Genomic DNA, 13,773 nt, shown 5'->3' with positions numbered 1-13,773 from the left:
TAATATCAAGTAAAAATCATCATAATAAGTCACATCACAACTAGAAAAAACAACACTGATAACACTGTGAACCCCAATTCGTTATTAATAAAAAAATGGCTTCAATCCATTGAAAACACTGTATTTATCTGCTGATTAATGGTATAATTATAGTAGATAAAACAGAAAGGAAAGTCGTGAAAATGAGTGAAAATCTACATTCTAAAACAATTAAAGAGCTCATTGAGAAAATTGATGATTTAACATCAATTATTAGCACTCTCACGACTACAGTGGCGGCTCAAAGTAAAATGATTAAATCGCAAACTGAAAAGCTAAATGCTCAAACTGAAAAACTTAACGCTCAAAGCGAAACGATTTCAGAACAAGCTACTGTTAATGATAAACTTAAAGAAAAAATTAAAGTTCAACAAGAACGGTTGAATAAAAATAGTAACAACAGCTCTAAACCACCTTCAAGTGATGGTCTTAACAAGCCTAAGCCAAAGAGTTTAAGAAAACCTTCTGTTAAATCACCTGGTGGTCAGAAAGGGCACCAAGGGAATGGTTTTAAACTTATGAAAGAACCAGATGAAACAATACAATATCACTCTGACCAATGTGAGGGATGTCCCAGATTTGGTTTTTGCAAAGTATGTGGCGTTTCCGAAACCAAATATGATGTAGATATTTGCGTTGAAACTAAAGTGACTGCCCATCAGGTTTTATCCTATGAATGTCCAATTAAAACCTACATTCCCGAAATTTATAACGAGGGTGGTTCAACTCCTAATGCATGATAGAGTTCCGTCTGTTTTTCAGTAACTTCACCTAAGACTCTACCATGCGTGGGTGCCTCAAACAGTTCAATTACATCGAGTTCATCTAATAAGCCTTGAAGTGTCCACTTATCAAAAAGTCCTGCATCCTGCATTTTCTTTTTTACATAGGAAAGATAAATAAGGGCTATAAATCCAACAAAAAGCTTGCCATTTAAAGATAATTCGGATGAAACCTGCATTCTTCTAAAATTTAGTCTTTCTTTCAGGTTGCCAAACCCTTTCTCTACGATATCTTTGCTTCGGTAAATGGATAGTGCTTCAAACGGGTCATTGACTTCATTGGAGAGTAATGCAAAGTAACCATAGTTGTTAGCGGCTTCTCTCATGGCTTCTTCTTTTGGAACAACCTTTCGTCCTCGTTTTGGCGTTTCTGTTACGGTGAAATACTTGTCATAATCCCTGCCGCAATAATCCTTGCGCGTTCCATCTATCAGATCGTTATAGAGACGAGTGAGATAATCATTCATATCAGACTGATCTTTTGCTGCCTTTTCTGGATTATAGAAAAGCAATAGATAAGCACGACGGGTATCCTTAATGGTATCTCCCTTATAAGGACGTTCTTGTTCATAGTCCCAGTCGATTTGACGACATATGCCATAAGTACCAAATTGGGTTTTAAGATTTGACCAAAGCCTCAAATTTGCACGTTCTTCTTCAAGAACGCTTTTTATATAATTCAGTCCAAGTTTAACACCAACAAGAAATTTTTGATGGTTTTTGTAGAGCAAGTCAACATTTTTCTTGCTATAGAAACCTCTATCTAAAACGATGCGAACTTTTTTGTATCCCATGACATCAAATTCGCTCATCAATTGCTTGATAGTTTTAACATCTGTGATGTTACCAGCCAGCTTTCGGTAGTAAAATGGCAAGCCAGATTCTTCACCAAACAATAGCGCAAGATTGATTTGGGGCAATCGATCATGTTCYTTGTTTCGTCCTTTCTTCACTTGACTGAGCGTTTCAGAATAGCTAGATATTGAAGTAGTGTCAAAAGCCCAGTATTCCTTTTCAATACGTCGTTTTCCTTGCTTCTCGAAAAAACGCATTCTATTTTCTTCATTGATAGATTGAAATAATTCGCTGCTGCGCTGAGAAACTATATCCTCACCATATGGATGTATGTGGAGTTTTTGCCAATGAGAAAAACGACTCATGGAGTTATTTTCTTCTAGTATAAGATAATAAGCAATGGATTGAATCTTTTTATAATCATTAGGAAAGCAACTTTTGAGATCGGTTGTAATCCCGAGAGATTTTCCAATCTGGTCAAACAGATAAGTAGCGCCAAAAAAAGAGCGTTGATACTTTGTCATTGCAACAGGCCCAGGTTTAACAGATGACGATTCAACTGATTGACTCATCTTTTTGTAGGCACGAGTAGGAATGATTGTACCAGATGCAGAATCTACCTTGCCTAAAAGCTTTCTGTTTGCTCTTGACTGTTGTTTTTCCTTGTCCCAATACGATTCATTTTGATAGGCATATGTTATGCCAGTTTTCTTGTTTGTTTGATATATAATCCCCATAACGTAATCACCGCCCTCGTTATATATTATAATATATAACGAGGTAAATATCAAGACAAAAATGGCTTAAACCATTTATTTTACTAGATTTTATTCGTGTTTTATCGTTATACATTTAGGGAACCTAGGTTAAAAGTAATCGTGTGATTTCGGGTACCTTTCCTAGTAATGTAAAAAGCACTATGCAGTACGGAGATAATTTAGAAGCACTCGTTATTGCACTTAACACATCAGGCATGATGGGGGTTAAACGTACTCATGACATTTTAAGTGCAGTTTTTGGTATTCCAATCAGTACGGGTACTATCTTTTCAATGGTTAAAGAGTGTGGTCTGAAATTAAAGGATACTGTCGAGATAATACGCCAGACTATTTGCGATTTGCCTCACGTTCACTTTGACGAAACTGGATTACGTGTTAACCAAGAATTACACTGGGTTCACGGTGCTTCAAATGAATCGTTCACGTATTTATCAGTTGAAGAGAAACGAGGTACTATTGGTATGGACTCCAGTGGTGTTCTRCCTAACTTTTCTGGTATAGCAATACATGATTTTTGGAAGTCTTACTTCAAATACACAGATGCTTCRCATGCAATGTGTAATGCGCATTTGATCCGCGAGCTAACGGGAATTCTTGAAAATAATCCATGCCAATTGTGGGCTTTGGAAGCAATTGAACTGCTTCTTCAGATGAAGAAGGCTAAAGACATTGCAATTTCAAGAGCTAAAATTAGCTTGAGTGATGATTGTCTAAATTATTTTTCYGAAAAATATGATCGTATTTTTGAAAAAGCGATCATTCAAAATCCTATAAAATCAAAGTCAGGAAAACGCGGTCGACCTAAACAAGGAAAGATAGGCGCACTCATCAATCGCTTTGTTGAATACAAGGGTGAAGTCTGCCTATTTGTAGATGACTTCAGCATTCCATTTACAAATAATTTAGCTGAACAAGATATACGTATGATAAAAGTAAAACAAAAGGTAGCTGGATGTTTCAGAACTAAGACTGGAGCAGATACTTTTGCAACAATAATGTTCTTATATAGGGACTGCGAGTAAGCGAGGTATTCATGCTTATTCTGCGATTAAATCTGCATTAGCAAATCAGTCGAAAAATATTATATTTGGTTAGACGACTGAATAGTTACGAAATCATTAAATATGCCAAACAAAAAGAGATAAAGAACATAATTTTATGCATGGGGTATCGTTCGCGAACGGACTATCAACAATTTTATGATCTTGGTGCGAACAAGTATATCATGAAATTTGAGACAAGTAATAAACAGAATTATAGAACTATGAAAAATGGTGAGAGTATAAACACAAGATTAGAACACCTAAATACCTTGAGGAAAGTAGGCTATGATATTGGAAGTGGAAATATTTATGGACTTCCAGGTCAGTCAGAGGAGGATTTGTATAAAGATCTTGTGCTAATGAAAAAACTCGAGTGTAATCTTGCGAGTGTTTCCCCTTTTATTGTGCCTTCCCAATCTGTGCTAGAGGGTGTTTACAATGCCGAGATCAATAATGTACTTAATTATTTAGCAATAATGAGGCTAGAGTTGGAATCTGCGTTAATACCATCCGTAAGTGCATTTGAGCTATTAAAAGAAAATGGACAATTGGATGCTTTCAATGCAGGTGCAAATGTTATTACAATCAATATGACACCGGCTGTATTTCGAGAATCCTATCCGATATATAATTCGAAAAGAAATATAGTGAAGTTTGATTATGCAAAAAATGTTATCGAAAATGCAGGTCTTTCTTTAGCAGTTGAATTGTAAAAGGCGAAGGGATGTGAATTTTAAATGAGTAAGACTAAATTATTATCAGTAATAAGGTGGCAATTTAATCATTTTAAATTGTTTAAAGTCACATCTATAGTACTTTTTTTTGTCACGTGCTTTTTAACGGTCAGCGAATTGGTGATTCCAAAATTCATCAACATTATAATTGATAATGTGATTCCCGATAAAAATGTGGAACTACTTTTTCGCTGTATTATATTTTTGTCCATTTTTGTTGTTTTGATTGTGATAGCCACCTTTTTACAAAATAAATATGAACGCATTATAAAAGAAAGCGTTACGAGTGTTCTTATTCAGGAGATGATAGAACAGAACTACAAATTGGGTGTGGCATATTTCACCGATAACTCGGTGGGGAGAACTCTTTCTATGTTTACGACAGATATCCAAGCAACGACACGTACTTATGGCGAAATTGCGCCTTTCTTGCTGAAAGTGGTTGTGATCATATCTATTTGCGTTGTAATGCTATTAAAGTCAGATTTTAGGCTCATAATAATTGTGATGATTTGCTTTGCATTATATTCTGCAATAAGACCATCCATAAATAAGCAAATACTTAAATATTTAGAAGAACAAGCTAAATCAAAATATGACTTTGACCAAAAAGTCTATGATACTTTACATGCATTCGATGATATTAAAACAAATGGTCATAGAATTTGGTCCGTTGGTGGCACTATTGATAAATTCAAAATTTATAAAAAATACAAACTTTCATTTCTGTTTTGGAGATTTTTATCAATTGGAACAAATATTGTTTTTGGAGCACTTGCTAATATTTTATTTTATGTAGTTTGTTATTTTGCATTGCTGAAGGGAAGCATGACTCTGGGCTCATTTGTAGCGAACAGCTTTTACTTCATCATATTGTATCGATATGCAGTTATAGCAGTGGGTAGAATGAATGATTTGGTAAATGTATCCAAGCATGCTGAAAGGATATATGATTATCTTAAACTTGAAAAAGATCACAAGTACACAGATAATAGAAATCAATTACGATCTGGTGAAATTGAATTTAAGGATGTTGATTTTGGATATGACGGTAATAACTCGATATTCAATAAGTTTAGTATGAAAATTGAAGCCGGTGAACAAATAGCTATTGTTGGTTCAAGTGGTAGCGGAAAGTCGACGCTGTTTGCGCTTGCTTTAGCATTTTATGAGCCTTACGGCGGTAAAGTGATGCTTGATGGTGAGTGTGTCTCTAATATACCACCAGAAGAATTTAGAAATATAGTTGGTGTGGTGTTTTCCGATACCTATATGTTCAATACATCAATTAAAGAAAATATAAGAATGGGAAATCTTAAAATTGAAATGGATGACATAATAGAAGCTTGTAAAGTTGCGCATATTCATGATGAAATTAGTAAACTTTCAGATGGTTACGACACTATTTTAGGCAAAGATGGCATATCGTTTTCAGGAGGTCAAAAGCAAAGATTATCGATCGCCAGAATGATAGCACACAATCCTAAAGTGATATTCATGGATGAGCCAACATCTGCACTTGATAATATTATTGAGAAACATGTTTTAAAATCTTTGAAAAATTATATAAAGGGAAAAACAGTTTTAACGATAACACATAAAATATCAACAGCTAGGTATTCTGATAGAATTATTTTTCTTAAAAATGGGAAAATAGTAGAAACTAGTAAATACGAAGAACTTATTGAAAAAAAAAGTGAATTCTATCAGTGGATTAAAGAGGGGGTGGTTTGATGAGTCTTGCCTGGAGCATGAGATTTTTAAAAAAAGGAAAGGCTTATTACATCCTAGGCTTATTATTAATTATCCTCGATAGTTTCAGCAAAGTATATTTAGAGTGGGTGCAAAAGAAGGCCATAGATGTATTGTTTGTCGGCCAGCAAGAGGCCCTATTTTTTTCAATAATGATAGAATTAGCATTTGTCTGGCTTTTACCGTGTCTATTATTTTTTGGATTTTCTATGTTTTGTAATAAAGCAGCATTTGAATTGAATGAAAACTTAGTTAAAGAAACTTTAACGCATATTTTACGGCTCCCAAAGGAGCGATATGAAATGCGTAAAATTGGCGAATACACAAATATACTAAATTATGACATAGAGAAAGTTTCATCTAGTGTGGCATATACGGGCATACCTTTTCTTGTGGAAGGTGTTGTGGGCATACTATTTGTCGCTGTTGCTATGTACATAATCAGCCCTATGGCATTAATCACGGCTTTAGTGGTTTCGATGGTATATGTCGGGATCTCGATTAAATTTTCAAGTGCAATTAAAAACGAGTCGAGACAAGTCAGAGAATCACATAATAAATTACTCTCTTCTATTGAAGAGAGTGTATCAGGAACTAAAGAAATAATTGCATTCAATAAAAGTATTTGGATCAAAAATCTAATAGATATTAAATTTGAGAATTATTATAGAGCAAGTATGAAAGAATGTAAGGTGATAAATAACGCCATGTTAGTTGGATTACCTTTAAAATGGAGTTTAAGTTTAATCATATTATCAATAGGTGCATTTGGAATAATAGATGGAAGTGTATCCATAGGCGGATTTGTTATACTGTACCAATATACGAGTTTATTGCTGGCAAGTCTACAATCAGTGTATGATTCGATCGTAAAATTAGGATCAGCCAATGCATCTAGTGAAATATTGAATGAAATCCATGGTGAAGAGCAAGAAGGCTATGGACATTACACGCTAGAAAATATAGAGAATATTGTTCTAAAAAATGTCAACTTCAGATATAGTGGATCGGAACAGGACACTCTTAAAAATTTGAGCTTCAAATTAAAGGGAAGAGAGAAAATTGCTATAATTGGAGAAAGTGGGAGTGGTAAATCAACAGTTGCAAAACTGCTTGTTAGATTACTGAATCCGTGCAGTGGTGAAATTATGATAAATGGAAATGCGATAGAGAATTATTCAGAGAGTGACTTTATATCAGTTGTTAGATATGTAGCTCAGGAACCTCATATTTATCCAGATTCAATATATGATAATATCGTCTTAGGCAATATTAATATTCCTATACAAGATGTCGTAGCAATCAGTCAAGATATGAGAATATTAGATTATATTGATAATTTACCCAATGGGTTTGAAACAATATTAGGCGATAATGGTTCAACTATTTCAAGTGGACAACGGCAAAGGCTTGCAATTACAAGAGCAATGCTTCATAAACCGGAACTCTTGGTGTTTGATGAGTCTACGTCGGCACTAGATATTGAGAATGAAGCCAAAATAATCGAAACGATTGATCAATATAGACTGGATAAAACCACAATTTATATAGCTCATAGGCTGTCTACAATATTAAATGCAGATCAGATTATTGTAATGCACGATGGCGAATGTATAGCACAAGGAAAACATCACGAGTTGTATAGAACTAATGATATTTACAAAAGAATGATTGATGAAATCAGTTAATGTCTACAGATAAGTCGAGGGATGAGAAGGGGAATAGATTTTTTGAGAGCGTATGAAGATATTGAAATAGAAGGGACTTATAATACTCGTGATATTGGCGGTGTTATGAATAAGGATGATAATGTTCTTTCTAAAAGAAAATTCATTAGATCAGCTTCGTTAAGTGGGATAACAAAAAAAGGGTTTGAAACAGTGAAAAATCTTAATGTAGATTGTATTATTGATATAAGGACTAAGGCTGAAATGGAATTTGATCCAAATTCTTTTATTGGTTATGAAGGCATTGACTACTATGCGATCCCTATGAAAGATTATTATCATGATATCTATTTAAACGGACTCAATGATGATTTTCCAGATACTAAAGTTAAATTGTATATATGGATGATTGACCATAATCGTGTTGCAATCAGAAAGATATTCAAAATCCTTGCAGATGAAAAATACAGAACAATTATTCATCATTGTTCATCAGGTAAAGACAGAACAGGCATAATTACAATGCTGATTCTAAAACTGTTAGATGTCAGTAATGAGTTAATATTAGAGGACTTTATATATAGTAAAGAAAGGCTAACTAAAATTGTGAATACAATGGAAGTGAAAAGAGATACAAATATGCCTGAATATTACTTTAATATTGATGCTAATGATTTGCTTGGATTGATAGATTATATTGACAATCATTATAAGAACGTGTTGAGTTATCTTAAGAGTATTGGAATTAATGAGAGTGATGTTCAACGGTTAAGAAGAAAGCTTATATAGTTTGAATGAGATTTGTTTTGTCAATCGGCATATAGAGTTCTAAGTATATAGTTGGGGCGGGGATTTACAGATTCCTGCTCTTTACTTTTTATGGTTATTAAGAAATAAAGAATAGTGGATGTATGTTGAAAAATTACATTTCAATCTATTCACTGCATTTTAAAGGACAGCCTTTTGTTTATGCTGAGAATCCTGTATAATATATGAGACTATAGAGAGTGTGAGGATCATATGAAAGTAAGCAAACCATCAAAAACATCTAAATCGACAAGTAGCAGCGCATCGAAGAAAATGGACAATACGTCTGTTGATGCAGTAAATAGAATCAGCTTCACAGAAATTTTAGCCCATAAAGATTATGACAGACAAAAAGAAGCCCTTCAGAAAGCCCTTGATGAAATTGATCGCAAAGGCCAAGCCCTTGTGGAAAACAGGACTGTGGAGACTTTATTTGAATACAAAAAGATGATTAAAGATTTTATTGAGGAAACCGTCCATAAGGGTTTTGAAATCAGGGAAAGAAGAGGCTTTTCAAGAACGGGTAGAAATAAAGTCATGAGAACCGTAGTCGAAGTAGATGCTAAATTGACAGAACTTACAGATTTGATCTTAAAGAGAGAACACAAAGAAATCAACATATTAAAAAAAGTGGGTGAAATACAGGGACTGCTCATTAATTTAATCATATAACCATAATTACGAAATGAGGATTGGAAATTAAGGCAGTCACTTGTGAACGGTTTCTAATCTAAAGGAAACAAGGGAGGTAACAAATGGATTTAAGCACCTTAAATGATGTGCAGCGGAAAGCCGTTGAGGTCGTGGATGGGCCCATACTGGTTGTGGCGGGCGCTGGTTCTGGAAAGACAAGGGTTCTGACACATCGGATTGCAAATTTAATAGAGAATCATGACATTTTTCCATCAGGGATTATGGCCATAACCTTTACCAATAAAGCGGCAAGTGAAATGAAAACAAGAATTGGATCACTTATAGGACCAGTGACTTCTCAAATGTGGGTTGGCACCTTTCACTCAATCTGTGTTAGGATTCTCAGACGAGATTCAGAGCGAATTGGTTATACAAGTGATTTTGTTATTTATGATACGCAAGATCAAAAGGCGCTTTTAAAAGTGTGCTATAAGGAACTTAATATTGATGATAAACAGACACCACTTAAGACCAGTCAATTTAAAATATCGGCTGCAAAAAATGATATGCTTACACCAGAGCTCTATGACATGCAAAATGCAAGTGATTATAGAGAAAAGGGTTTTATTAAGCTCTATTATTTATATCAAGCGAAACTCAAACAAAATCAAGCGATGGACTTCGATGATTTAATGCTGAAAACAATCGAATTATTCAAGCAAAATCAAGATGTGCTCAATTATTATCAAAATAAATTTAAGTACATTCATGTGGATGAGTACCAAGATACGAATAGAGCTCAGTATACGTTGATTCAATACCTTGCGGCCAAAAATAGAAATCTCTTTGTCGTGGGAGATGCGGATCAGTCGATTTACAAATGGCGTGGTGCTGATATTAGAAATATTAGAGAATTCGAAGAAGACTTTCCTGGGGCACAAATCTTTAAACTTGAACAGAATTACAGATCGAAGAAAAATATACTCGACCTTGCGAACAGTGTCATCGTGAAAAATCCAAACCGGAGAGATAAATCACTTTGGACAGACCAGGATGCAGGTGAAAAAGTAGGCTACTTTAGAGGTTATGATGAGAAAGATGAAGCGAAATTCATCATCGAACGCATTAGAACCTTTGTAAGAGAAAAAGAATATAAACTCTCTGATTTTGCGATTCTCTACAGAACCAATGCACAGTCTCGCTCTTTTGAGGATCAATTGATCCTGAGTGGCATGTCCTATAAAGTGATTGGCGGGTTAAAGTTCTATGAACGTAAAGAGATTAAGGACTTGCTGGCTTATATGAAACTCATCGTCAACCCGAGTGATGATGTGAGTTTTGTAAGGGTCATCAATGAACCCAAACGCAGCATTGGTGGCAAAACCATCGAAAAGATACAAGAGTTTCAGGCGGATAGAACACTTTCTTTGCTTGAATGTATACCACACTTATCTCAAATTGAAGGCATTGGCGCCAAGGCGCAAAAGGGCTTAGTGGAATTTTATGAGATTATAGCGAGTCTAAAAGCCAAACTTGATTCGGCACTTGTGTCACAAATTTTCGATGAGCTTTTAGAAAAACTCGATATCATTTCGCTCTATGAACGTGAAAGAAGCATCGAAGCAGATGCGAGAATCGACAATATTTACGAATTTAAAACCGTCATAGAAGAGTTCGAAAAACGGAGTGAATCCCCAAATTTAAGAGATTTTCTAGCCGAGACATCGCTCAGGAGTGACCAAGACAACATCGAAGAACAAGAAGATGGCGTTTTGTTGATGACTTTGCACGCTTCAAAAGGTCTAGAGTTTCCCGTGGTCTTTTTAGTCGGTCTTGAAGATAATTTATTTCCCTCTTTTAGAGCAATGGACGATCCAGAAGAACTTGAAGAAGAAAGACGCCTTTGTTATGTGGGGATTACGAGGGCTGAAGAGCGCTTATTCGTGACACATGCCAGAAATCGAAATCAGTATGGTCGATTTGAACCCAGACAACCCAGTCCTTTTTTAAGCGAAATGGATCAAAGCATACTTGAAAATCTCTCTGAGCAAAACGAGATGCCCATTTTTGATACCCCTCTAAAACCCAAAAAAGACAATTATTTTAGTCAAAATGTCCAAAAGAGCAAGCAGAGTTTTTTTGGAAAAACTTCTGGTGTGTCAAGTGCGGAAAAGCCCGTTGTAAGTGAAAGCAAATCTTCGACCTATTTTGCGGGTGCGAAAGTCAACCATAAAATATTCGGCATGGGTCTTGTCATAACTGTGGGTTCTGATGGTGAGACACTTACCATTGCATTTGACAGTTGTGGCATCAAGAAAATTCACTCTGGCCTAGCACCTATTAGAAAAGTGGATTAAAAAAAGCGAACTGAAAAGTAGAATAAGGAAATGAATTGAGGCATTTTTTATGAGAGAGCATTCAGAAATCCAAAGAGAAATTGAATCTTTGAGAAAACAGTTGGAGCAACACAATTACAATTATTATGTTCTAGATAAGCCTGAAATAACGGATGGCGAATATGATGTGCTTATGAAGTCCCTTAAAGCACTTGAAGCAGAATATCCAGAATTGGATTCGCCATTATCGCCGACCAAGCGTGTAGGGGGTGAAGTCCTCGCGGGATTTACTAAAATCATACATGACACGCCTTTGCTCAGTCTTGACAATGCTTTTAATGCAGAAGATTTGAGAGCGTTTGATAAGCGTGTGAAGAAGGAAGTTTCAGGTCCAGTTTCCTATGTTGTCGAATTCAAGATAGACGGGTTGACCGTTGCACTCAAATATGTCAACAGTACGTTGGTGACGGGGGCAACCAGAGGGAACGGTATAGAAGGTGAAGAGGTTACCCATAATATAAAAACGATAAAATCTATACCGATGAAACTCAATTCGGATTTACCCGTTGACCTTGTAGTAAGAGGTGAAGTTTTCATGCCTAAAAGTGGGTTTCAGAAATTAAATGAAACTCAGACGCTCTTGGGCAAAGAGGCGTTTGCAAATCCGAGAAATGCGGCGGCGGGATCGCTTAGGCAACTAGATTCCAAAATAGCAGCGGCAAGACCTCTGGATATATTTGTATTTGAGGTGATCGCAAGCAGTGAGAACCTTGCTCTTGCTTCTCATTTTGAAAGTTTTGAGCAGCTTAAAGCGATGGGTTTTAAAATGGTGACCCCAGTTAAGTTCGACGATATGGAATCCGTCATTCAGTATTGTGACAAAATGATTGATGAACGGCATCAGTTGTCTTATGAAATTGATGGTTTAGTGGTCAAGGTAGACGACTTTGAACAGAGAAGGCACCTTGGTGTCACTGTGAAAAGTCCCAAATGGGCAATCGCTTATAAATTCCCAGCAGAACTTGCAGAAACCGTCATCAACGAGATCAGAGTCCAAGTTGGCCGAACGGGTGTGTTAACGCCTCTTGCTGAATTCAACCCCGTAAAAGTGGCGGGCTCTGTGATCAGCAGAGCGACACTTCACAACAAAGCGTATATTGCTGAGAAAGATATCCGAGTAGGCGATACGGTTTACATCCAAAAGGCGGGTGACGTCATACCCGCAGTCGTCAGTGTTAAGCTAGATCGACGCCCTGATGATACAAAGGCATACGCATTTCCATCTCAATGTCCGATTTGTGAAACCGCTGTGATTCAGATCGAGGGCGAATCTGCGGTGAGATGTCCCAATGCGGAATGCCCAGCTAAAATTAAACGCAAATTGACACATTTTGTTTCAAGAAGTGCTATGAACATTGACGGTGTGGGCGAGTCTGTCATCGATCTGCTCATTGAAAATGATTTGATTGAAACCATTCCAGATATCTATTGCCTAGATCAGAAGAGAGCGGCACTTGTGGCAATCGAACGCCTTGGCGAAAAATCCGTTGAAAATATGTTGGCAGCAATCGAACAGAGTAAACAAAATGATCTTTATCGCTTAATTCATGGTCTTGGGATTCCCCTAATTGGAGAAAAGGCGGCAAAATCACTTGCTCAATACTTTGGTTCACTAGAAGAACTGCTTAAAGCAGATTTTGAGACGCTTACCCATATTAGTGATTTTGGAGATAAAATGGCGAATAGTTTGCTCAGTACACTCTCGAATTCTGAATTTAGAAATCAAATCGAGCGATTGAGAGCACTTGGTGTCGATCTGAAAAGTGAGCAGAGAATAGATCAAGAAGGTGTCTTCGCAGGAAAGACAGTGGTGGTCACCGGAACGATGCAAAAATACACGAGAGATGAAATCAAAGGCATCATTGAATCTCAAGGTGGTAAAGCGAGTGGTAGCGTTTCTAAAAAAACCGATATTGTCGTCGCTGGAGAAAATGCAGGATCGAAAGCAGAAAAAGCCAAATCTCTGGGGATAAGAATCATCTCAGAAACAGAATTTGATGCTATTTTAAAGGCATTATAGAGCAATAGTCCTAATTTGAACCCTTAATTGAACCTCATCGTCATTCAAAAAAAGAACAATCTGTAGCCGATCTCATAGGTGAAGCATTTTGTTTTTTTTGAATGGTGCTGAGGTTTTTTTTAATCGTATTTATTTCGGAAAAGAAATCAGCAAATTAAATTAAATTAATATCTTTCGAAAATGAATAATGACATTGTCTTGAGATTCATTTATTTGAATAATGTATAAATTAATTTTTATGGGATGTTAAATGTCCTATCCCCTAGATGTAAACTTGTATGGCAGATTTGTTACAATATATTCACACTTGAAAATGCGTAGAAACA

10 protein-coding genes are annotated in these 13,773 nt (G+C 36.0%); 9 read left to right on the top strand and 1 reads right to left on the bottom strand.

Annotated features, from left to right (window positions below):
- The first annotated feature begins 182 nt into the window (after nt 1-182).
- The gene (locus F3D3_RS25075; RefSeq protein ID WP_069870075.1) at nt 183-779 is read left to right on the top strand and encodes a DUF6444 domain-containing protein; all 597 of its coding nucleotides are present in this window, start codon (nt 183-185) and stop codon (nt 777-779) included.
- Here the strand turns inward: F3D3_RS25075 and F3D3_RS00280 are convergent.
- Nucleotides 746-2,353 (bottom strand): IS1634 family transposase, encoded by a 1,608-nt coding sequence (locus F3D3_RS00280; protein ID WP_069870072.1) that lies wholly within the window; start codon nt 2,351-2,353, stop codon nt 746-748. The two genes, F3D3_RS25075 and F3D3_RS00280, sit on opposite strands and share 34 nt — an antisense overlap.
- 143 nt (nt 2,354-2,496) lie before the next feature.
- On the opposite strand from F3D3_RS00280, the gene F3D3_RS00275 reads away from it, so the two are divergent.
- The 8 genes from F3D3_RS00275 (at nt 2,497) to ligA (ending at nt 13,447) form a co-directional block, all read left to right on the top strand.
- Nucleotides 2,497-3,417, top strand: coding sequence for an IS66 family transposase (locus F3D3_RS00275; protein ID WP_069870070.1), 921 nt, complete (start codon nt 2,497-2,499; stop codon nt 3,415-3,417).
- A gap of 65 nt (nt 3,418-3,482) precedes the next feature.
- On the top strand, nt 3,483-4,151 hold the full coding sequence (locus F3D3_RS00270) for a radical SAM protein (RefSeq protein ID WP_374700054.1): 669 nt from the start codon (nt 3,483-3,485) through the stop codon (nt 4,149-4,151).
- Between the two features lie 24 nt (nt 4,152-4,175).
- Nucleotides 4,176-5,906: an ABC transporter ATP-binding protein gene (locus tag F3D3_RS00265; protein ID WP_069870066.1), complete on the top strand. Its 1,731-nt coding sequence runs from the start codon at nt 4,176-4,178 to the stop codon at nt 5,904-5,906.
- Nucleotides 5,906-7,612 carry an ABC transporter ATP-binding protein gene (locus F3D3_RS00260; protein WP_069870064.1) on the top strand — a complete coding sequence of 569 codons (1,707 nt, stop codon included), beginning with the start codon at nt 5,906-5,908 and terminating at the stop codon, nt 7,610-7,612. Before F3D3_RS00265 ends, F3D3_RS00260 begins: the two co-directional genes overlap by 1 nt.
- A 42-nt stretch (nt 7,613-7,654) precedes the next feature.
- On the top strand, nt 7,655-8,380 hold the full coding sequence (locus F3D3_RS00255; protein WP_069870062.1) for a tyrosine-protein phosphatase: 726 nt from the start codon (nt 7,655-7,657) through the stop codon (nt 8,378-8,380).
- Between the two features lie 231 nt (nt 8,381-8,611).
- Nucleotides 8,612-9,070, top strand: a complete 459-nt coding sequence (locus F3D3_RS00250; protein WP_069870060.1) for a YaaR family protein — start codon at nt 8,612-8,614, stop codon at nt 9,068-9,070.
- 83 nt (nt 9,071-9,153) lie between these two features.
- Nucleotides 9,154-11,388: a DNA helicase PcrA gene (pcrA, locus tag F3D3_RS00245; protein ID WP_069870058.1), complete on the top strand. Its 2,235-nt coding sequence runs from the start codon at nt 9,154-9,156 to the stop codon at nt 11,386-11,388.
- 49 nt (nt 11,389-11,437) lie between these two features.
- Nucleotides 11,438-13,447, top strand: coding sequence for an NAD-dependent DNA ligase LigA (ligA, locus tag F3D3_RS00240; protein WP_069870057.1), 2,010 nt, complete (start codon nt 11,438-11,440; stop codon nt 13,445-13,447).
- Nucleotides 13,448-13,773: the final 326 nt, after the last annotated feature.

The organism is Fusibacter sp. 3D3, from assembly GCF_001748365.1.
In the GTDB taxonomy this organism is placed as follows: Bacteria; Bacillota; Clostridia; order Peptostreptococcales; family Acidaminobacteraceae; genus Fusibacter_A.
This window is presented reverse-complemented; position numbering and strand designations above follow the sequence as displayed.